Source organism: Rhodococcus sp. H36-A4, assembly GCF_027158005.1.
Lineage (GTDB): Bacteria > Actinomycetota > Actinomycetes > Mycobacteriales > Mycobacteriaceae > Rhodococcoides.
In genome coordinates this window covers 261,178-282,868 of the sequence record NZ_JAPVLQ010000003.1, presented here as the reverse complement: position 1 = coordinate 282,868, position 21,691 = coordinate 261,178, and the positions used below count along the sequence as shown (strand labels likewise).

The window sequence follows — 21,691 nt, the reverse complement described above, 5'->3', positions numbered from 1 at the left end:
CGCAGCTACCGTCAGCTACCGCCGTTGTTATAAGCGTCGATAGCTTGCTGAAGTGCGTCGAAGGCAGTTCCCAACCGTCCGAGATCACCGCTCTGTTGAGCGGTGCGTACATCGGTCAGCGCACTGTTCAATCGCTGCACAGCGGCTTGACTCGGCTGGCCTTGCGCCGGCGGAGCAGTGGCCGGTGGAGGAGTCGCCCCTGCCGTCCCACCTGGCTCGACAGTGGGCTGGGGATTTTCGGGATCACCACCGGGTGCGGTGGCCGCAGTTCCAGTGCCCGAGCCGAAGACCTGATCGAGCGCCTCCGACAACGTCGCTGCGTATCCGACGCGCACACCACCTCCCGAACCAGGTTCGCGGTAGCTCACCAACACCCTGGTCAGCTGCGGGAACGTCGACGTGGACGCAGTATTTCGCTCCGTGTACAACGGTTCCACGTACAGGATGCCGCCGTCGGCAATCGGTAGAGTCAACAGGTTTCCGTATTGGATGTTGTTGGACTGCTGTAACAGGGTTCTATCGGAGGCAACTCGGGCATCCGACGTCATCGAGTTCTGTGCTTGTTGCGGACCCTGCGTCTGAGTGTCGGTCGGCAATTGGAGAATCGTGAACTTGCCGTAATTGTCAGGGTCCGAACGCACCGATATGTACGCCGACAACAACTCCCGATCGAATCCGACCATGGCACTGGTCAATCTGAACGATGGCTTGCCGGTCTCGGGATCGCCGATCAATACATAGTACGGAGGCTGATTGAGATTGGTTCCTCCGTCGACCGTCGGATCACTCGGAACCGACCAGAACGCGTTGTTGGTGAAGAACTCGTTCGGATCATCGACGTGGTACTTGGCGAGCATTTCGCGCTGAACCTTGAACAAATCTTCCGGATACCGGAAGTGAGACCGAAGGTCGGCAGGGATGGAAGATTCCGGTTGGACCGAGTCCGGAAAAACGCCCATCCATGCGTCGAGCACCGGATCCTTGTCGTCCACCTGGTACAAGGTGACCGAGCCATCGTAGGCATCCACCGTCGCCTTGACGGAGTTACGAATGTACGAGACTTCTTGCTTGGGAAGCGGCCGACCTGTCGTCGATTCCACACTGTCCGCAGTGAGACCGTCCAACGACGCACGCTGCGCGTAAGGATAGTTCTCCAACGTGGTGTAGCCGTCGACTATCCAGACGATCTTTCCGTCCACGACAGCTGGGTAGGAGTCACTGTCCGTGGTCAGCCACGGGGCGGCCTTCTGAACACGCTCGCGGGGATCACGATTGAACAAAATCTTGGAATCGTCACCGATAGCTCCCGAGAACAGGATGTTCCGCTCGGCGTACTTGGCTGCGAAGGCCAACCGGTTGAACCAGTTGCCGACCGATACGCCGCCCGCACCGGAATAGGTGTAGCGAGAGGTATCGGTGTCGTATTCGCGATCGCCGCTCGAACCGCCGGTACCGACGATGGCATAGTCGGGATCGGCCTGTGCAATGACCTCGCCGTAGTAAATGCGAGGCTGATCCACAGGAATGACCTGATCGGTGCCCTGCGAAGCAATGTCACTGACGGTATAGATCGGGTAACCGCTGTTGCTGTTGGATCCCTCAGCAGTCGGGTCCTGCACCGCTGCGTTGACGCGGTTGGCCGGAGCCGCCACGAAACCGTTTCCGTGCGTGTAGACCGTGTGCCGGTTGATCCAGTCCGTCTGGTTACCAGTGAGACTCTCGGGCGACAGCTCACGTGCCGCGACGATGTAATCCTGAAGCTGGCCGTCGATCTCGTACCGATCGACATCCAGCGATGTTGGAAACCCGAAGAAGTTCTTCAGCTGTTGCTGCTGAGTGAAGGTGCGAGACAATACATTCGGGTCGAGCAGACGCGTATTCGCAATCGTGGTGATGTCCGCCGGGCTTTCCCGTGGAGACTGCGAACCTTCACCCGAGTAGTCCTGATACTCGACGTTGTCGTCCCCGATACCGTAGGCATCTCGGGTAGCAGCGATATTCCTTTCGATGTACGCCCGCTCCTTGACTGCAGCGTTGGGACGAACCGAGAACTGCTCCATCAGCAGCGGGAACACTGCACCGACGAGGATCGACGACAGCACCAGCAACGCAGTTGCAAGCGCTGGAACCCGCAAATCGCGGAGGAAGATCGCCGCGAAGAAAGCTGCGGCACAGATCAATGCAATGGCCAACAGAATCAGTTTGGCCGGGAGTACAGCATTGATATCGGTGAAGCCTGCACCGGTGAACGTCGGCTCCTTCCGACTACTGGACAGCAGCGAGTATCGGTCGAACCAGTACGCAATTGCCTTGAACAGAACGAACGAACCGGCGAGGACCGCCAACTGAATACGCGCGGCCCGAGTGAGCGCGCCCTCGCGGCCCGCCAGACGAATGCCACCGAAGATGTATTGCGTCACCAAGTTCGCGAAGAACGCGACGAGCGTAGAGACGAACAACCAGTTCAGTACGAACCTGTAGAACGGAAGGTCGAACGAATAGAAGCCGACATCGAGACCGAACTGTGGATCGGCAACTCCGAAATCGCCGCCGTGCAGGAACAACTGGACCGTGACCCAGTTGGTCTGCGCGATGAGACCGGAGATGAGACCGAAGATCAAGGGAATTCCGACGCCGAACAGACGGAGTCTGCTCATGACGGTCGTTCGGTACCGAGCAATCGGATCGTTCGGCCCGGCAACGGGAACGAAGACGGGACGGTTCCGGTAAGCAAACCAAATCGACAGAAATACGACTCCACCGACCAGCAAGCCGACAACCAGGAAGATCACCAGGCGAGTCAGCACTGTCGTCGTGAAGACCTGACGGAAGCCGACTTCGTCGAACCACAGCCAGTTCGTGTAGGTGTCGATAAGGCGTGGGCCGATCAGCAGCAACGCTGCGAGGACCAAGGCCAGGACAAGTAGAATTCGGCTCCGCCGCGACAGCGACGGTAGTCCGGAGGGGGCCCTCATGCCCACGTGCCACACTCCAACTTCGGGCGGTACAAATCTGTACCGCAGATGGCTTCGGCGGCACACATTGTGCGCCGCCATGTCCGATTTGAGAACCACTGTACGGAAGACCCCATCGACTCGCTCACACCCGTCGACTCTTTCGTAGCCCTGCGAGGTGCATTTTCTGTTCGGTGGGAGGATGAACACGTGAGCGATTTCAGCGACGACCTGTACGGCGACGGCATAGACCACGAAAACGACCCCGAAGAGCTGGGTGCCGCACTGGCGCGATGCGCGCACGAAGTGGCAGATTTCGTCGATGCCGAAGGGTGGGGACAGCCACCGCAACTGTTCGCGCTGGTCCCGACCTCGGTATTGGCGGCCGCAGAGCCTGGACTATTGGAAGAACTGGCCGGTGGTTCGGCGCTCACTCCCATTCAGCAGCATTCGCTTCCCGATGACATCAAGGGCGGTTCGCCGGCACTGGACGAGTTTCTAGCCACGACCAGCTGGCCGGAGGGAGTCGTCGGATGCGCACTCGTCCAAGAGATCGTCGTGCTACCACCCGCGGCTGAATCAGCGCTCGACGAAGCACTCGTGCCGTTGCTCGCGAACAGTGACGCAGCAGACGAGGCAGCGCGGCTCGCCGCTCGGACCCACCCCGATCGCAAGGACGGCCGGCTCATCGCCGCAGTGATCAAGGACGGCCCCACGTTGACGCTGCTGCAGCTGCAGCCTGACGACGACGCCGACCCCTTCGCCCCGATCGAACTGCTCCTCTACGACAACCTCGCGCCCAATGTCGTGCACGCGTTGTACACGACATTCGACAATGTGGAAGAGGACTGAACCTGTCGACGAAAACTGAACTGGACCAGCCGGCCTCGTTCAGCAGGTAGGTGCGTCTCCCCCGTCGCCGATCGCCTGCAGTGACTCGATAGCGCCGTCGAGCGAGTCGACCCTGACCAGCCGGAGGCCATCGGGGACGTTCTGTTCGGCCTCGTCGCAGTTGCTCGACGGAACCAGGAATGTCGTCGCACCAGCTTCTCTTGCGGCGATCAGCTTGTACGGGATGCCGCCGATCGGTCCAACCGTCCCGGCGGCATCGATGGTGCCGGTGCCTGCCACGAAGTCACCGTTGCTCAGTTCGCCGGGGCTGAGCTTGTCGACCACCGCGAGACTGAACATCAGTCCGGCAGAGGGTCCGCCGACGTCCGCCAGGTTGAACTTCACGGTGAACGGGACATCGGGTTTCTCGGCCGGTGTGACACCGAGATACCCCTTTTCCGGGTCGTCCGGTCGAGCCCCCAACGTCACGGATTCGGTTCGTTCGCCGTCCTCGTTCGACACGACGATCTCGATGACGGCACCGGGTGCTCGAGCACTGACGGCGTCACGAACCCCCGCAACGGTGTCGGCGGGCACACCGTCGATCGAGATCAGGCCTTCACCTTCGGTCAGCTTCCCGGCCGCCGGCCCGTCGGCGGCGACCGATCCGACCGTCAGCACCACAGGCAACCCCAGGTGGTGCAGCGCAGCGAGTTCTGCGCTGGCCTCCGACTGCTCGAAATCCGCCTCGTTACTCTGCTGAACTTCTTCCTTCGTCTTGTCCGGTGGATACACCTCTTCGCGCGGCACAAGTCCCTGCCGTCCACTTACCCAGTAGCCGAACGCCTCGAAGATGTTCAATTGATCGCGCACCGCGACGGTGGTCATGTTCAGATGCCCGGTGGTGGGGTCTACTCCCACGCCGTCGATCTCGACTACAGGCACCCCGTCTGCATCACCGAGGGTGTTGTAAGTGGGCCCCGGACCGAGCGCGGCGAACGGAACGGTGACGACCGTCCCCGCGACGCCGAGTACGACAACGGGCACGAGTGCGGCGACCAGAGTAGCGATCCTACGATTCACCCGACAAACAGTAGAACCGATCGAACGACGGCCGGTGCGAGACCCCTCCTTTCCGCATTCTCGGCGACCAAGGGCGCGTGTTCGCCGACAGCGTGATCACCGTTGATACCCTCGAGCGCTGCAGCCTTGTACCGTTGACCCATGAGCAATTTTGGTTTCGAAAGCTCCGACGAGGATCCGGACAAGAAGAAGGATCAGGGCGGAAACAGTACGCCCGGCGGCTTCGGATTCGGCAGTGAGGGTTTCGACCCCGCGGCCCTGGGCCAGATGCTTACCCAGTTCGGGCAGATGCTGAGTGGAATGGGCGCCCAAGGACAGGGAGGCGCGAATGCGGGGCCGGTGAACTACGACCTGGCTTTGCAGCTCGCTCGTCAGCAGATCGGCACGATCACGCCGGTGGCTGCGGGTAAGTCCGAGGCAGTCGCGGACGCCGCGCACCTCGCCGAACTCTGGCTCGACGGCGCTACGACGCTTCCTGCCGGGGCGAGCAAGACACTTGCGTGGACTCCCGGCGATTGGCTCGACAACACCATAGAAACCTGGAAGCGGTTGTGCGATCCAGTCGCAGAGCAGATCTCCGGAATGTGGACTTCCGGTCTTCCAAGTGAGGCTCAGCAGGCGGCCGGGCCGATGATGGGCATGCTGACCCAAATGGGTGGGATGGCGTTCGGGTCTCAACTGGGTCAGGCTCTCGGCCAGCTCTCCAAAGAAGTGCTGACCTCTACCGATATCGGCCTTCCGCTCGGACCGAGCGGAGTCGGAGCGTTATTGCCGGAGGCCATCGCGGCGTTCTCCGAAGGTCTGGAACAACCCGACCGCGAAGTTCTCGTGTTCCTGGCTGCCCGCGAAGCTGCCCATCACCGGTTGTACAGCCATATTCCGTGGTTGCGGCAGCGCGTGCTCGCCACGGTGGAAGAGTATGCCCGGGGTATTCGGATGGACTTCTCGGCAATCGAGGAGGCAGCGGCAGGCCTCGACCCCGCATCCCTCACCGATCCGTCGAAGATCGAAGAGATTCTGCAGCAAGGCGCGTTCGAGCCACAGACGACGCCTGAGCAGAAGCACGCGCTCGAACGCCTCGAGACCATGCTGGCGCTGGTCGAGGGCTGGGTCGAGACCGTCGTAGGTGAAGCACTCGGCGAGAGGCTTCCGGGCGCGGGTGCGCTCGGCGAGACCATTCGACGGCGTCGTGCATCGGGTGGACCGGCTGAACAAACCTTCGCAACATTGGTCGGTCTCGAGTTGCGCCCCCGCAAGGTTCGCGAGGCGAGCGAGCTGTGGCGTCGACTCACCGCCGCGGCCGGCATCGATGGACGCGACGGTGTGTGGTCTCACCCCGATCTGCTGCCTGTATCGGCGGATCTCGATGATCCCGCCGGATTCATCGACGGCGTTGTGGGCGGCGGATCGAGCAGTTTCGACGACCCGATCGCACAACTCGAAGCTACCGAGGCGCAGGAACGATCCGAACGTGAAAAGAGGGACGGCGACAAGTCCTCCTAGAAACAGACGCCGGGAAAAACGCGACCGGGAACTGGGTGGATCGAAAATCTTCGATCCACCCAGTTTTTTGCTCTATTCGCTGTTCAGCACGTTTGCAGCCTGTGGATAACCGACGGTTCGCGACGTAGTGGGACCGTTAGGGCTGTCATCGTTTCGATTCATGAGCAGATCAGCGATCCGTCGACCGAAGCTTCGTGTATCGGCGTTCGTACAACGGGACGGGACCGTTCGTGTCGGTTGGGATCCCGACCGGTCGTACATCCTCACTCCCCCACCCGGGGTCGAACCGAAGGTCCTGCTCGATATCCTCGGCCAGCTCGACGGCGCCCATTCCCGTGCACACGTGGTGTGGTTCGGGTGCACAGTGGGATTGACTGGCAATTCGATGTCCACTCTCCTCGCCGAACTCAACGAGGCCGGGCTACTGAGCGAGGGAGTCCTTCCGTCGACCAACGGAGCTCCAACCGGTGTGGTCACCGTCCATATACTCGGACGAGGACCACTGTCGGACGCCTTGGCCTCGGGTCTGACCCCTTCGTCCGCCCTCGTCGTCGTGCGTTCGAGTCTCGCGCCTGCACAGTTGCTGACAGTGGACGACGCCGGATGGCCCTGCGACATCGCCGTGCTCGCCGACGATATGGCACCCGATCCACGCGTGATCACTTCGCTCGTGCGTTCACGCACTCCACACCTTCAGGTCCGAATCCGCGACGGCAAGGGGATCGTCGGTCCGTTCGTCGACCCCGGCAACACCAGTTGCCTTCGGTGCGCGGAGTTGATTCGCTGCAGCTTGGATCCACAGTGGCCGCACGTCTCGGCACAACTGCTCGGTCGTGTCGGTGAAGCCACCAAGCCCACCGTCCTGGCAACGGCTGCCGTTGCGCTCGCCCAGATCGAAGCTTTCGTCGCCGGGCATGAGGCGGCGTTACGGGACAGGTCGTTGGAGCTCGATCTCGTGGCTCACACCATGGACTCCCGCCACTGGGTTCGGCATCCAGGATGCGACTGCGCCCTCGTATAGCAGTCACATGTGTGCTCTCACCTGCTAGGTGGGCAAGAAGTTCTTCGTTCAGCCATGATGGGTAGGTGTCAGACATTCCTCGCCGCGGCTCAGCCCGAACTGCCAAGCTCGCACGAATTCCGATCGGTATCGCCGGGCGGGCTGCGGTGGGCTTCGGGAAGAAGCTTGCCGGCGGCAATCGCCAAGAGATCGACAGCGCGCTTGCTGCCAAAGCAGCCGAGCAACTCTTCTCGGTGCTCGGTGAACTCAAAGGTGGCGCAATGAAGTTCGGGCAGGCGCTCAGCGTGATGGAGGCCGCCGTCCCGGAGGAGTTCGCTGAGCCGTATCGCGAGGCGCTCACCAAGCTCCAGGCGGATGCACCGCCCCTACCCGCAGACAAAGTGCATCGGATGCTCGACCGGCAGCTCGGAACCACGTGGCGATCCCGTTTCGTTTCTTTCGACGACACTCCGGTGGCCTCGGCGAGCATCGGACAGGTTCACCGGGCGGTCTGGTCCGACGGACGAGACGTCGCGGTCAAGGTTCAGTACCCAGGCGCAGACGACGCTCTGCGTGCCGACCTGAAAACATTGTCGCGTTTTGCCAACACATTCAGCGCCATCTTCACCGGTGCGGACGTCAAACCCGTGCTCGAAGAATTGATAGCTCGGACCGAGGACGAACTCGACTACCGTATCGAGGCGTCGAACCAGCGGGCTTTCGCGCAAGAGTTCGACGGCGACCCACAATTCGCGGTACCCCGCGTCGTGGCCAGCGCACCGAAAGTCCTGGTCAGCGAGTGGATGAGCGGCACACCACTGGCCACCATCATCGCAAGCGGAACAGCGGAACAGCGGAACGATGCAGGAGCACTGCTGGCATTGTTCGCTTTTGCGGCTCCGGCAAGGGCAGGTCTGCTGCACGCCGATCCACATCCCGGAAACTTCATGCTGCTGCCCGACGGTCGACTCGGCGTCATCGACTTCGGTGCGACCGCCCCGATGCCCAACGGGTTGCCGCCGGTGCTGGGCAGGATGGTGCGGTTGGCGCGCGAAGAACGATTCGACGAGTTGGTCGAACTGTGTACCGACAATGGATTCGTCATTCCCGGGCGCACTGTGACCGCGACGGAAATATCGGACTATTTACGGCCGTTCACGGATCCGATTCGCACCGATACATTCCACTTCACGCGCGCTTGGCTTCAGAAGGCAGCAGGTTCTGCAGCTGAATTCGACAGTGCCCAGCTCAAAACTGTTCGCGCACTGAATATGCCTGCCGAATACATCATGATCTTCCGCGTTCTCGGTGGCCTGGTGGGTATCTGTGCACAATTGGACGCGTACGCGCCCTACATGTCGATCTTGACCGAATGGATGCCCGGCTTCACCGACGACGACGACGCTCGGTCGAGCGAAGGCTGATCGGACCGACGCAAAAGCCGGGCATCACATACCGATCTCACGCAACCTCCAGCTGATTGCTCCTGTCTTTCCGCGGCCGGCCACGCGGACGTTTGCGGGCAATGACGACACCCTGATCAAGTATTTCGCCGCCCCACACGCCCCACGGCTCGGCGCGATCGAGTGCGGCACTCAAACACATGCGGCGGATTGGGCACTCGACGCACAGCTCTTTGGCTCGCTCCAGTTCATGCGGACTTTCCGCGAACCACAAGTCGGGATCGTCTGCCCGGCAGGGTACTTCGACTCCGAAGACAATGCCGTTATTGGTCGATATCGCTGGTTGCTGCGGTGACGCAGCGATACGTGCTGCGCTCGGATGTGAATCGGTCGAACTCTCGACCTCGTATCGGCATGTCGTCCGGGTTATGACGGTAGACACGTCATTCTCCTCTACTTTTCGTACGGCGTATGTGCGGTTCTGCGACTTCTGTGCGAACCCTGGGCCGAACGTTCGAGTCAGGAGGGGGTCTTCTCGAACAAAAATGGCCACGGTCCGCATGAGCGGGTCCGTGGCCTTTGGAAGGCGATTCTCGAAGCGTTCCTATCGAGGCTTTCCTCGATATCGACCTTCGCTCACGGACACACTCTGTGCTCGGCGATGAAATGCTGCCGCGCCTGCGGGGCGTACTGCTGCGCCCCAGGCCTGGGCTGGCCAGTTCGCGGCAATCGTGTCGATTCCCGCCGGGGTGGCACCGGCACCGGCGGATGCATCGGCAGCAGCGAGGTAGGCAGAAACACAAGCCATAGGCACGGACTGAACAGCGTGCGTGTCATCAGCAACGACAATGTGATTCGTCATCGTTCTCCCACCTCCTCTTCGACCAATGGATAATTCATTCACCAAGTCAATATTCTTCCCGCTCGCGGCCTACCACGGGCGGTGGAAACAGACTAAACCCCACGCTTCGAATGGCACAAGCTATTTTCTACCTGCAGTTCTGCGGTCGCGACCCGACCTACTTGGCCGAGGAATCACGAACCACCGTCAGCACATCCTCACCGAACCGCTCGAGCTTCTTGGCGCCGATGCCGGGGATCGCGACGAGACCGCGATCGTCCTGTGGAAGCTGTTCTGCGATCGCCGTCAAAGTCGTGTCACTGAACACAACGTATGCGGGCACCTTCAACTCGCGGGACTTGTCCAGTCGCCACGACTTCAACGCGTCGAGAAGTTCGACATCGACATCCGACGGATGGATTTCACATCTACCCAACATCGTTGCGGCGGAACCGATCAACGGTTTTCCACACAGACGACACTTGGGGCCGGATTTCTTGGTAGCGGGTACTGCAATCCGAGACGCGGGTGAGTCCTCCGGAATCAACCCGTTGAGAAAGCGAGATCGACGACGCGACTTCCGTCCGCCCTCGTTGCGGGCCAACGCCCACGACAAGTGAAGATGCTCCCTCGCGCGCGTGACACCGACGTAGAGGAGTCGCCGCTCCTCTTCGATGGCAGCATCGTTGTTCGAACTCGGATCATTGCCCAGCGCGTGCGAGATGGGAAGCGTTCCGTCCGCAAGTCCGACGAGGAACACTGCGTCCCACTCGAGCCCCTTCGCTGCGTGCAGGGAGGCAAGGGTGACGCCCTGTACAACCGGTGGATGCCGCGCCTCGGCACGCGCTGCGAGTTCACCCAAGAGACGATCGAGGTCCAGTTCGGGATCCTGCGCCAGCAACTCCTCGGTCACCTGAACAAGACCGCCGAGCGAAGCCCATTTCTCACGCGCCTGAGCACCTGCTGGTTCCGTTGTGGTCAGACCGAGCGGGGCGAGAACAGCGCGCACGAGTGAGGGCACACCCTTACCAGACTTGGACTCCATCGGCAGATCGTCTCGACCCGATGCTGTCCTCAAAGCGGAGATACCCTGGCGAACTTCAGGTCTGTTGAAAAATCCTTCGCCGCCCCGAACCTGGTACGGGATCTTCATTTCCGTCAACGCCTGTTCGTGAACCTCCGATTGAGCGTTGATCCGATATAACACCGCGATCTCCGAAGGTGCCACGCCCGACGAAATCAATCTCTTCACAGCGCGGGCGACTCCATCGGCCTCGGCCGGCTCGTCGTCGTATTCGAAGAACTCTGGTTCCGGCCCTGACGGGCGCTGCCCGATCAACTGCAACCGAGTGCCGGCGATGCGGCCTCTCGCTGCGCCGATGACTCGGTTGGCCAACGACACGACCTCAGGTGTCGACCGGTAGTCGCGCTCGAGTCGGACGACTGTGGCGTCGGGAAAACGTCGGGAGAAGTCGAGGAGGTAGCGCGGGGTTGCACCGGTGAACGAATAGATTGTCTGATTTGCATCTCCGACGACGGTGAGATCGTCACGTTCTCCGAGCCAAGCGTCGAGAACTCGCTGCTGAAGCGGCGTCACGTCCTGATACTCGTCCACCACGAAGCACCGGTATCTCTCGCGAAATTCGTCGGCGACCGCGGAGTGCTCCTCGAGAGCAGCCGCGGTGTGCAACAGCAGATCGTCGAAATCGAGCAACATGCCGTCGCCGCCGTGAGTTTTCAGGTCCTCGTAGCCGGCGTAGACCGAGGCGACCTTCGACGCATCCATGGGAACTTCTCGATGCAGACGTGCCGCTACCGCGGGATAGTCCTCGGGTGCAACGAGCGAACCTTTGGCCCACTCGATTTCACCCGCCAGGTCCCTGATCGAATCGGTGGACGTCGATACACCCGCACGATGGGCGGACTGGCTCACAAGTGCGAACTTACGATCGAGCAGTTGCCAACCGGTGTCGCCGACAACTTGCGGCCAGAAGTATTTGAGCTGTCTGAGCGCGGCAGCGTGAAAGGTCCGCGCTTGCACCGGTGGACCTTCGCCACCGACCCCCAACTCGCGGAGTCGGCCACGCATCTCGCCTGCCGCGCGTGCTGTGAAGGTCACCGCAAGCACCTGGCCCGCCGAGACGTGCCCGGCAGAGACCAGGTGCGCAATCCGCCTGGTTATGGTCCGAGTCTTACCTGTTCCTGCACCCGCCAGGACACACACGGGGCCACGTGGCGCCGACACGGCAGCAGACTGTTCGGGATCCAACCCGGCGATCATCGAGTCCACTGGCATGCCGACCATCATGTCAGGAGGCACCGACGGTTCATGGAGCGCGGTTCCGGATGCCGGTTACCCGCCTACTGCCATGGAACAATCGCACACCGGACAGTGTTGAATCTTCTCGTGACTACTTCCGAAAATCAGGCCGCACTCACCGTCTACTCCACGACGTGGTGTGGCTACTGCCGCAGGCTCAAGACTCAACTGGACGAAGCCGGTATCGAGTACAAGGAGATAGACATCGAGCAGGATCCGACGTCGGCCGAGTTCGTGGGCAGTGTCAACGGAGGCAACCACATCGTCCCCACCGTCCTGTTCGCCGACGGCACGACTGCAACCAATCCCTCACTCGCGGCAGTGAAGAGCGCTTTGTCGATGTAAGGCCTCCCGGCCGGGACCGCTAATCGACAGCGGCCCAGGCCTCGAGCATTCCGCGTGCGATGGAGATCGATCCGGGAAGCAGCAACCGTGAATCGGACTCTGCTGCCCAATCCCCCAATTTCAGAGCCGCTCGCACTTCCTCGCGATCGAACCAGTGGGCCTCTACAATTTCGCCGTCCAGAAATTGCAGGGGTACTTCCGGGTTGCCGACTGCCGAGAAGCCGATCATCACCGACCGGGGAAACGGCCACGGCTGACTTCCCAGGTAGGTGATTTCGGACACGGTGATGCCGACTTCTTCGGCGATCTCGCGGACGACACATGTTTCCAGAGACTCGCCCGCCTCGACGAATCCCGCCAGAATGGAAAACCTTCGCTCGGGCCATGTCGGTGCGCGAGCTAGGAGGACCCGGTCTGCGCCGTCGTGAACCAGACAGATGACCGCGGGGTCCGTGCGAGGAAACTCCTCGTGGCCATCGGACGTGCTCGTCCTCGACCATCCTGCGGCCGACGGTGTGGTCGCCGCCCCGTCGATGGCGCTGAAGCTGGCTCGGGCGTGCCAATTGAGGATGGCGAGCGCCGTGGTGAGAATCGACAACTCGATCTCGTCGAGACGTTCTCCAATTGCTCGTAGATCCCCCAACTCTCCGCTCAAAGCGCCTACGCGCTGAGCCCAAAGATGGTGGCCGTCTCGAACTCCGAGAAATACCGCATCCAACGCAGGCTCGGCCGCAACCTCGGAGGCAGGTGTGTAGACGAGGCCTGCTGCGTCGATTCGGAGCCGACCTCGGTGATCGATCTGAACGACTTTCGCCGTCGGCCAGCCCGCCCGTAGAGCTTCGGTATCTTTTCTCGACTCCTCCGCCCGATCGAGCGGCGACCGTGACAGAAGCGGAGGTTGAGCAAGTTCGAATCGTGGCACAACCACGACACTATCGTGGAGGGCATCGGACCCGGCCGTAGGACCGGAGCGACTACACCGGGCCAGCGCAGGCTCGTCTCCTCCACATCCCGTCGTCAGTCTCCGACACGACGAATGTAGAGCAGCCGGTCGGTCGCCTCGACTGCATCGACCTCGGGCGATCCGACACGGAAGAGCTTGCCGCTACGGACAACCCCCAGAACTATGTCGGTCAGGTGGCGAGGAGAACCCCCGACTTCGTCGCGTTCGACTTCGCGTTCGGCGATGGCAAAGCCCGCCTCGGGAGTCAGAAGATCCTCGATCATTTCCACGACGTTCGGCGTCGTCGTAGCGATTCCCAGCAGCCGGCCCGCAGTCTCGGAGGACACGACCACCGAGTCTGCACCGGATTGCCGCAGCAGGTGGGTGTTCTCGGCTTCCCTGATCGCCGCGACTATCTTCGCTTTGGGGGCAATCTCTCGCGCGGTCAGTGTGACCAGGACCGCGGTATCGTCCCGGTTGGTGGCGACGATGATCGCGGCTGCGTGCTGTGCACCGGTCAAGCGCAGAACATCGGACTTGGTAGCCGAACCGTGCACGGTCACCAGCCCCATGCTCGACGCAGATTCCAGCACAGCTGGATCGGTATCGACGACCACGATCTCCGACGCAGGAACACCGTCACCCAGCATGGCGTCCACAGCCGTGCGGCCCTTGGTTCCGAAGCCGATGACCACGGTGTGATTGCGCACTTTGTGCCTCCAACGCTGAATTTTGAATGCCTGTCGGGAGCGCTCGGTGAGTACTGCGAGTGTCGTGCCGACCAACAAGATGAGGAAGAAGATTCGGAGCGGGGTGATGACGAGAATGTTCACCAATCGAGCCGAAGGCGTGATCGGGGTGATATCGCCGTAGCCGGTCGTGGAGAGCGAGACGGTTGCGTAATAGAGAGAGTCCAGGAACGAAAGTTCGTCGCCCTGCGCGTCTTGATATCCGTCGCGATCGAAATACACGATCAACGCTGCCAAGAGCAACGCACCGAGCGCGACGAGAATTCGTCGATAGATCGCCCGCCATGGGCTGCTCTGTAGCTCGGGCACCCGGAGCACACCCACGAGTGCAAAGTCGGGTCTGTCGGTTAACGTGTCCCCGGCGGTCAAACGCGCTCGTAACCTACCTGCCACGTCGGCCACCTATGTCGATATCATCCACGGCTGGCAGCGTAACCCTGTTCGAGCGCTCCGTAGTACCGCTGCCGAGAGTTTCACCGATACCCATGTGGCACGGTATACCCATGAGCGAGCACAAAAGCCAGGCTGCAGCAGTCCGCCTCGCAGTGATATTGGGCGGCGCGGGCGTTCTCCACTTCGCCACACCCCAGTACTTCGACATTCAGGTGCCTGCCGCATTGCCGGGCAAAGCACGGACCTACACCCAGGTATCCGGCGTAGCCGAACTCGCCGTCGCTGCGACGCTTGCGGTGCCACGGACCAGACGTCTCGGGGGTGCACTGGCCGCCGCGCTCTTCGTAGCCGTATTCCCCGCGAATATCGACCTTGCACGACGGTATGTCCGTAATTCGAAGACTTCTCCCGTCGTCAAGGCTGCTTTGATAGCCCGGCTTCCCCTTCAAATACCGTTGGTGACCCAAGCCCTCGAGGCACGTCGTAACAGCCCTGGAGGCACGCCGTAACGCATCCTAGGTCGACTCGGAAACCTATGCCTCACTGCCCAAATCCACGTGCGCGGTTCCGTCTATGAGCGTGGCGAGCGCTCGCGCGTCCGGCAGGTCGCTCGGCGCGACAGTACGGCCGCTGCGCACGTAGTGGAATGCCGCCCGAACCTTGTCGAGCGGGACAGGGTCCGATTCGGGGCGCGCGGCGGACATCAATTCGGCCCAGGCGATTCGATAGGCCGCCAACTGCATGACCACCGACTTCTCCTCGGTGGCTGTCGGTTCCTTACCGGTCTTCCAATCGATAACAGTCCAGCCTCCGTCTGAATCAGCGAACACCGCGTCGATCCGACCGCGCAACACTGTTCCCGCGACCGACGTTTCGAAGGGAACCTCGACTTCGATCGGGCTTCGGAGCGCCCAAGTGGACTCGAGAAACGCGTGCTGCAGAGTCTCCAGATCGATGTCGGCCGCCGCGCCGTTGTCCGCAGAGCCGGGAAGTTCGTCCAGATCGAGTAAACGCGTTGCCCCGAACCGCCGTTCGATCCACGCATGAAATGCTGTCCCGCGCCGCGCGAGCGGGTTCGGTGGGAACGGTAACGGTCGCCGGAGCCGTTCGGCCAAAGCATCGGGATCCGCGGCGAGGTCGACCAATTGGCTGACCGAGAGATTCTCGGGCAACGCAACGGTCACCGTCGGATGAAAGCGTTCCTCACGCTCAGCCAGAAGTGCATTTACATCGGCTGCCCAATTCTCAGGATCTGCGGCGCTCTCGAGGTCCGCCTCCCGGGGTGGCGTACGTGCCGAGAGCGCCGCGATCACCGAGCGCGCACCGTTCTCCACGGCAGGCCGACGCGCACCGAGTGGGTCGCGTGGCCAGATCGCTGAATACGGTTCTGCGCTCAGCGGATTGGCGGTACCGCTTTCCGGTGCTGGGGCCCATCCGTCGATCACCGCAACCGGCTCAGATCCTGTGGCGGCGGACTCGTCGACGAACTTCTTCAGCTCGTCCAAGAACGGGGACGGACCGCGAGGCTTGGAACTGCTCTCGTCCCACTGGTGGCCGGAAACGAACAGCGCACGCTCCGTTCGGGTAAGCGCAACGTAGAACAATCGGCGATCCTCGGCGAGACGGCGACGGGCCAGCGCGTCCTTGTGCCGACCGACAGCTTCTTGGAGATCCTTCCTGGTGTACAGCTCGCTCAGATCCAACACGGGCACGCCTTCGGAACCCTCCGCATCGAGCGCTCTGTCTCCCCGGAGCACAGGCGGTAGCTCGGCCATCGCGCCGAGCCAGGTCGACGATGCAGTCGACGACGGGAACACGCCCTTCGAGACATGAGGGACAGCAACGACTTCCCATTCAAGACCCTTCGCCGAGTGCACCGTGAGCACCTGCACTCGATGCGGTGACACCTCGACCTCACCGGGGGCCAAACCGTTCTCGACTGTTTCCGCGGCCGCGAGGAACGAAAGGAACCCTGTGATCGTTGCCTTGGGATTGTCTGCGTACTCGGAAACGACACCGGCGAACTCGTCGAGATGTTCCCGGCCGACGTCTCCACCAGTTGTGAACGGTGTACGTGCCTGAGCCTCGGTCCCGATTCCCATTAGTCGTTCGATGTCTGCGACGAGCTCGGTCAACGGCTGACCGATGCGCTCACGCAACGTGTGCAGTTCTGCTGCGAGTGAAGTGATACGGCGCCGGCCCACCTCCGAATAGTGCTCTGCTGGGCCTGGATCGGCGATTGCGTCCGCCAGACCCGCATCTTCGGAGTGCTCGCCGGGCAACGAGCTCCCGAGCGCAGCGTCCAGTTCGGCGGCATCCTCGACGCGTCCCACTGCTCCATAGCCGGACCTTATGCCCAGTTCTCTGGCCCGGCGAGAAAGCGCACGAAGGTCTGCGGCACCGATTTGCCAGCGGGACCCGGTGAGAATCCGCATTGCTGCGCTACCTGCCAACGGATCGGCCACTACTCTGAGCATCGCGATCACATCGGCGACTTCGGGGATGTGGAGCAGGCCGCCGAGCCCCACGACCTCTACCGGAAGGCCTCGTTCACGCAGAACCTCGGCAATCGGTTCGGCGTCTACGTTGCGCCGCACCAGCACTGCAGCGGTGGGGGGTGTACGTCCGTTCTCGGCTGCGGACCGATACTCCCCTGCTATCCGGTCGCCCACCCACTCACGTTCACTGAGCACGGTGTCGGTGACCGTCAATCGAACATCACCAGGGGTGGCCCCTGGACGTGCGCGAAGTGTCGGCACACTGACTCCTGTTTGCCGGAGCGGCGCCGTGACGAGGTTGGCCAGCTCGAGTGCCTCCGGTGGGTTGCGCCAACTGGTCGACAGCTCGAGCCGCGGGGCAGGTGCACCTCCCGCCAACGGAAAATCCGTCGCGAAACGCGGAAGGTTGGCCGCCGAAGCTCCACGCCAACCGTAGATCGACTGCATCGGATCTCCCACTGCTGTCAAGGCAAGGGTGGAATCGGAACCTCCTCCGAACAGTGAAGACAGCAACACTCGTTGAGCGTGCCCGGTGTCTTGGTATTCGTCGAGCAGCACCAGCCGGAATCGTTCTCGCTCGGAACGGCCTACCTCAGGATGCTCGGCAGCGACTCGTGCAGCCATGGACATCTGACTCCCGAAGTCGAGTGCCCCCTCACGTCGAAGTGTCTCGGCGAGGCGGCTCACGAGGGGCAACAGCGCAACTCGCTTATGTTGCGCATCGAGAATGTCGAGAAGTTCTTTCGTGGGTCCGCCGCGCTGCCCAGCACCTGGCGCGAGAGTGTGCACCAGCTTGTCCAGATCTGTGTGTGCCTGTCGCAGATCATCGGGATCGACAAGATGCTCGGCGAGTTGCCCCGACAGCGCCAGCACGGTCTCGGTGATCGAGGTCGGGTTGCGGTCGGTATCGAGGTCTCCGTCCCAGGTGCTGACGACACGGTGGGCGAGTTGCCACAGTTCGGTTTCCGAGAGCAACGTGGCAGAAGGCTCGATCGGCAACAGGAGTCCGTGCTCGGTCAACAATCGTCCGGCGTACGAGTGGTAGGTGCTGACCTCTGGTTCTCCGCTCACGATGCGGTCACGCAGCTGCAGACTGGGGTCGAGTGCCCGCACGACATCCGATCCCGCGAGACGCGCCAAGCGAGCCCGGATCCTCGACGTCAGTTGCTGCGCAGCCTTTCTGGTGAAGGTGAGCCCGAGAACGCTGTCCGGGTCCACGAAGCCGTTGGCAACCATCCACACCACTCGGGCCGCCATCGTTTCGGTCTTACCGGCGCCGGCTCCGGCGACCACGAGCGTCGGTCCGAACGCAGATGCAATGACAGCGGCTTGTTCGGGGGTCGGTGGATGCTTCTGACCGAGAGCGGTCGCCAGTTCGATCGGATCGATTCGAGCTGAACCGACATCGATCGGAGCCCGATTCTTGGAACGAGCCATCATCGGTCGGTCACCTGTCTGCCGGTCTCGTGCGCTGGGCAACTCGATTTCACGGGGCAGTGTCGACACCCGTCGTTGACGAAGGCGACGAACGCCGGCCCCTGTGTTGCGGACGCGGCCTCGTGCACGGCATCACGCCACTGCTCGAGGACCTCCGGTGTCGGCGCCTGCTGGATTCGCTGCGTCGCCCCGTCCTTGTTGTGGGATTTGGCCACGAACACCAGACGCGCTCCTCCTGGTTCTCCCGCCGGCTCACCTTCGATGGCACCCGCCGCTGCGGCGACCTGATACGTCGCCAGCTGACTATGTCTGCGGGCGTCTTCCTTCGACATCACGGTCCTGGCAGTCTTGACGTCGATGATCACGGGCCGTCCGTCGACATCACGCTCGAGTCTGTCGATCCGTCCGCGAAGAGCAACCGACGGCTCTCCCTCCGACCGTGACTCCAGAATTCCCTCGACCTCGACTTCGACGCCTATTTCGGTGAGTTCACCGCGAGTACCGCGAAGCCATGCCTCGAAGGTATTCAACATGGCTTCGGTTCTTTCCAACTCATGGCGCGAATACCACTGCGAGCCCAAGTCCACGCCATCCCACGCAGTTTCGAGTGCCCGCCGAACCTGTTCCGGTGGCATCTTGCCTGCCACAGCCTGCACGAGGGTATGCACGAGGGTGCCAGTGACGGCGTGCGAATTGGCGCCGTCGTTTCCGCCGTGTCGATCGAGCATCCAGCGCAGAGGACACGTGGTGAGCTGCTCGACCGTGGAGGGTGAGAGCGGTACCGGCCCGTCTTCGATGGTCCACAGCGGAGAGTCGGTACTGACTCCACCGATACCGAACCACTCTTTCGGGTCGGCCCCTTTGACACCCGCCCGTGCCAGCCGAGCAAGTTGCTGCGCAGCGCGCTCGTTTTTGGCTGGATCATGTTCTGCGACAATCGGATCGCATACCGCACTGCGTAATTCTGCGACGAGCATCGGCAGTGCCAGGATGCGACCGGACACGTATGCCGGCCGGACGTGGGGCTCATCCTGGTCCGGCTCGCCCTTTCCCTGTAACTCGTCGATGAAACGGGACCTCACCAAATCGGTGTCTCCAGTACTCGAATCCACGGCGGTGACCAGTAGCACCGACCGCGCACGGGAGCAGGCGACGAGAAACAGCTTGCGTTCCGCGGCCAGCAGGGGTGCGGTCTTCGATAGCTTGTCATCGATGAGCTCGCCGGCATCGGCGATTCCGGCGGCGAGATCGACCAGGGCCTCGGTACCGAGAAGACTTCCCCGCGAACGAAGCCCCGGCCACAAGCCTTCCTGAACGCCCGCGACAGCGACCAGTTCCCACTCCCGACCAGCTGCTGAATGCGCACTCAGCACCGTGACCGCATCGGGTTGCACGGTCGAACGGATGGAGTTGGACGTCGAAATCTGCTGTCCGGAGATGTAGTCGACGAAACCTGCGAGTCCCGCCTGGGGTAACCGGTCGACATACGAAGCGGCTGATTCGAACAACGCGACGACGGCGTCGAGATCTCGATCGGCCTGCGCACCAGTGGATCCACCTCGCGTCGAACTGGCGGCCCAGCGCCGCTCCAAGCCCGATGCCTGCCACGCTGCCCACAACACGTCCTCGACTCCACGGCCTCGCCGAGCGGACGCTTTACGGACGACACCGAGTACCTTGCGCAGCGGCGCGGATTCGACATCGGACAACGCTGAGACAAAGCGGGCACTGGGGACGGCTGACGGATCGCGGTCCTCGGAGTCAGTGGGGATCGCAGTACCGACGATCACGGTGCGCAACAGTTCGGCAGAATCTCGTTCGCCTCCCGAGGAGAGCTCGATACGGCGTATCCCGCGGCGCAACCGGCGCAGGCTCACCGGATCCGCACCGCCGATCGGGCCGGACAACAACGCCAAAGCGTCTTCGCCGTCGAAGGATTCATCGACAATCGCCCGCAGCACGAGCAGTAGACCGACCGCCCCGTGTTGCCGATGCACGGGAATCTCGGAGGCAGGCGTGAGGATCGGTACACCCGCGGACTGCAACGCCCGGCGCAAGGGCGCGATCGTCCTGGACACGGATCGCACTACGACGGCCATGTCCGACCAGGGCATTCCGTCGTCGAGATGTGCTCGTCGCATCGTGTCGGCGATGAGGGCCGCTTCCTTTGCCACTGACGGCAGGGTCTGCACCAGGGTGCGAGTTGGACCGTATCTAGGCTCTCCCACCGCTTCGGCACCTCGGTGTCTTCCAGTTCCGGAGAGCCTGCCCGCGATCGGTCCGGTGATCTCGGCAATCTCTCTGCTACTGCGGAAGTTTCGATCGAGGACGATCCGCCGCTCCGAACCAGGCTCTGCAAGATCGGCGACGAACGAAGGATCGGCACCGCGGAAAGTGAACACGGACTGGTCCGGATCTCCGGCTATTACCGTGCTCTCGGTGTTGATGCCGATGAGCCGAATCAGCTGCGCCGCCTGGGGGTCGAGATGTTGGGCATCGTCCACCACTAGATGTCTGATCCGAGCGCGCTCGGACGCCAACAACTCGGGGTCGGTGGCGAACGCCATGAGCGCGCTGCCGATGAGCTCGGCAGCATCGAGGCCAGGAGCCGTCGCTCCCGCTGCTTCTACTCCGACAGCGCCACGCAGCAACATCGACTGCTCGTACCTGGCCGCGAACTTTCCGACCGCGACCCACTCGGGGCGCGTGTGCCGACGTCCGAGCTTGACGAGATCTTCCGGGCCGAGGCCACGCTCGGCCGAGCGGAGCATCAAATCACGAACTGCGGTGACGAATCCCGACATACCGAGAGCAGGACGCACTCGTTCGGGCCAATCGGCGGCCCCGTCTTCGATGTCTCCCCGCAGCATCTCTCGCACCACTGCGTCTTGCTCGGCACCGGTGAGCAATCGTGGTGGTGGATTGCCGTAGATGGCTGCCTGCAGGCGGAGGACGGCGAATGCGTACGAGTGAACGGTCCGAACCAGTGGCTCGCGAGTTGCACGTGGCGCCTGCTCCCCGGCGAACAGTCCAGCCGTTATTTGCTCCCGGACCGCCGTGGCAGCGCGCTTCGATTGCGTCAGTACAAGCACCGATTCTGGGTCGCCACACACAATCCGCGACACTGCGTAGTCGGCGACCAGTGCGGTCTTTCCCGTACCCGGGCCACCGAGTACTTGCCACGGGTTCCATCCGGGCGATCCGTTCGATGCGGCTCGAGCCGCATTCTCATCGCTGGAAAGAAGGCGGGCAGCGGGCCCAGTCCAGATGCGGCGAGGGGACTTCGTCTTGGGCGCCCGAACGAGTGTGGTGGTACCGCCGCCGATGGCCGGTACTCCGCTCGGATTCGCCGTAGTCATGGAGAAGATTCGATCATGCGCCACCGACAGAC

Annotated in this window: 15 protein-coding genes; 6 read left to right on the top strand and 9 right to left on the bottom strand. The window is 62.2% G+C overall.

Translation table 11 applies throughout. The features are described from left to right. Nucleotides 1-11 precede the first annotated feature (11 nt). Nucleotides 12-2,981: a UPF0182 family protein gene (locus O1W68_RS10385; RefSeq protein WP_269303315.1), complete on the bottom strand. Its 2,970-nt coding sequence runs from the start codon at nt 2,979-2,981 to the stop codon at nt 12-14. Between the two features lie 219 nt (nt 2,982-3,200). Here O1W68_RS10385 and O1W68_RS10380 point away from each other — a divergent pair, with 219 nt between their 5' ends. Continuing rightward, the gene (locus O1W68_RS10380; RefSeq protein WP_269303732.1) at nt 3,201-3,806 is read left to right on the top strand and encodes a PPA1309 family protein; all 606 of its coding nucleotides are present in this window, start codon (nt 3,201-3,203) and stop codon (nt 3,804-3,806) included. 39 nt (nt 3,807-3,845) lie between these two features. Here the strand turns inward: O1W68_RS10380 and O1W68_RS10375 are convergent, their stop codons facing one another. Beyond that, a complete protein-coding gene (locus O1W68_RS10375) occupies nt 3,846-4,868 on the bottom strand; it encodes a YlbL family protein (protein WP_269303313.1) in 1,023 nt (340 codons plus the stop codon). A gap of 141 nt (nt 4,869-5,009) precedes the next feature. On the opposite strand from O1W68_RS10375, the gene O1W68_RS10370 reads away from it, so the two are divergent. The 3 genes from O1W68_RS10370 (at nt 5,010) to O1W68_RS10360 (ending at nt 8,795) form a co-directional block, all read left to right on the top strand. Further along, nucleotides 5,010-6,371 carry a zinc-dependent metalloprotease gene (locus O1W68_RS10370; RefSeq protein ID WP_269303311.1) on the top strand — a complete coding sequence of 454 codons (1,362 nt, stop codon included), beginning with the start codon at nt 5,010-5,012 and terminating at the stop codon, nt 6,369-6,371. A 160-nt stretch (nt 6,372-6,531) separates the two neighbouring features. After that, nucleotides 6,532-7,392, top strand: coding sequence for a TOMM precursor leader peptide-binding protein (locus O1W68_RS10365; protein ID WP_269303309.1), 861 nt, complete (start codon nt 6,532-6,534; stop codon nt 7,390-7,392). 65 nt (nt 7,393-7,457) lie between these two features. Next, on the top strand, nt 7,458-8,795 hold the full coding sequence (locus tag O1W68_RS10360; protein ID WP_269303307.1) for an ABC1 kinase family protein: 1,338 nt from the start codon (nt 7,458-7,460) through the stop codon (nt 8,793-8,795). A 37-nt stretch (nt 8,796-8,832) separates the two neighbouring features. Here O1W68_RS10360 and O1W68_RS10355 read toward each other — a convergent pair whose 3' ends face one another. The 3 genes from O1W68_RS10355 to O1W68_RS10345 all read right to left on the bottom strand — a co-directional run bounded on the left by O1W68_RS10355 (nt 8,833) and on the right by O1W68_RS10345 (nt 11,920). Beyond that, nucleotides 8,833-9,111 carry a WhiB family transcriptional regulator gene (locus tag O1W68_RS10355; RefSeq protein ID WP_269303731.1) on the bottom strand — a complete coding sequence of 93 codons (279 nt, stop codon included), beginning with the start codon at nt 9,109-9,111 and terminating at the stop codon, nt 8,833-8,835. 267 nt (nt 9,112-9,378) lie between these two features. Then, nucleotides 9,379-9,636: a hypothetical protein gene (locus tag O1W68_RS10350; RefSeq protein WP_269303305.1), complete on the bottom strand. Its 258-nt coding sequence runs from the start codon at nt 9,634-9,636 to the stop codon at nt 9,379-9,381. Nucleotides 9,637-9,793: 157 nt separating this feature from the next. Next, nucleotides 9,794-11,920 (bottom strand): ATP-dependent DNA helicase UvrD2, encoded by a 2,127-nt coding sequence (locus tag O1W68_RS10345; protein ID WP_269303730.1) that lies wholly within the window; start codon nt 11,918-11,920, stop codon nt 9,794-9,796. Nucleotides 11,921-12,022: 102 nt separating this feature from the next. On the opposite strand from O1W68_RS10345, the gene O1W68_RS10340 reads away from it, so the two are divergent. Further along, on the top strand, nt 12,023-12,280 hold the full coding sequence (locus tag O1W68_RS10340) for a mycoredoxin (protein ID WP_269303303.1): 258 nt from the start codon (nt 12,023-12,025) through the stop codon (nt 12,278-12,280). 19 nt (nt 12,281-12,299) lie between these two features. Here the strand turns inward: O1W68_RS10340 and nudC are convergent, their stop codons facing one another. Beyond that, nucleotides 12,300-13,202, bottom strand: a complete 903-nt coding sequence (gene nudC, locus O1W68_RS10335) for an NAD(+) diphosphatase (protein WP_269303301.1) — start codon at nt 13,200-13,202, stop codon at nt 12,300-12,302. Nucleotides 13,203-13,297: 95 nt separating this feature from the next. Then, on the bottom strand, nt 13,298-14,365 hold the full coding sequence (locus tag O1W68_RS10330; RefSeq protein WP_269303299.1) for a potassium channel family protein: 1,068 nt from the start codon (nt 14,363-14,365) through the stop codon (nt 13,298-13,300). A gap of 110 nt (nt 14,366-14,475) precedes the next feature. Between O1W68_RS10330 and O1W68_RS10325 the strand changes: the two genes are divergently transcribed. Then, nucleotides 14,476-14,874, top strand: a complete 399-nt coding sequence (locus O1W68_RS10325) for a DoxX family protein (RefSeq protein WP_269303296.1) — start codon at nt 14,476-14,478, stop codon at nt 14,872-14,874. A gap of 24 nt (nt 14,875-14,898) precedes the next feature. On the opposite strand, the gene O1W68_RS10320 is transcribed toward O1W68_RS10325, so the two are convergent. Together O1W68_RS10320 and O1W68_RS10315 are read right to left on the bottom strand one after the other, a co-directional pair. Further along, on the bottom strand, nt 14,899-18,303 hold the full coding sequence (locus O1W68_RS10320) for an ATP-dependent helicase (RefSeq protein ID WP_269303295.1): 3,405 nt from the start codon (nt 18,301-18,303) through the stop codon (nt 14,899-14,901). Then, nucleotides 18,300-21,659, bottom strand: coding sequence for an ATP-dependent helicase (locus O1W68_RS10315; protein WP_269303293.1), 3,360 nt, complete (start codon nt 21,657-21,659; stop codon nt 18,300-18,302). The genes O1W68_RS10320 and O1W68_RS10315 overlap by 4 nt, the downstream gene beginning before the upstream one ends. Nucleotides 21,660-21,691 lie beyond the last annotated feature (32 nt).

Coding starts and splice junctions, on each gene's coding strand:
- O1W68_RS10365 (WP_269303309.1), top strand. CDS start 6,532: ATGAGCAGATCAGCGATCCGTCGACCGAAGCTTCGTGTATCGGCGTTC.
- O1W68_RS10325 (WP_269303296.1), top strand. CDS start 14,476: ATGAGCGAGCACAAAAGCCAGGCTGCAGCAGTCCGCCTCGCAGTGATA.
- O1W68_RS10345 (WP_269303730.1), bottom strand. CDS start 11,920: ATGGTCGGCATGCCAGTGGACTCGATGATCGCCGGGTTGGATCCCGAA.
- O1W68_RS10370 (WP_269303311.1), top strand. CDS start 5,010: ATGAGCAATTTTGGTTTCGAAAGCTCCGACGAGGATCCGGACAAGAAG.
- O1W68_RS10320 (WP_269303295.1), bottom strand. CDS start 18,303: ATGATGGCTCGTTCCAAGAATCGGGCTCCGATCGATGTCGGTTCAGCT.
- O1W68_RS10350 (WP_269303305.1), bottom strand. CDS start 9,636: ATGACGAATCACATTGTCGTTGCTGATGACACGCACGCTGTTCAGTCC.
- O1W68_RS10315 (WP_269303293.1), bottom strand. CDS start 21,659: ATGACTACGGCGAATCCGAGCGGAGTACCGGCCATCGGCGGCGGTACC.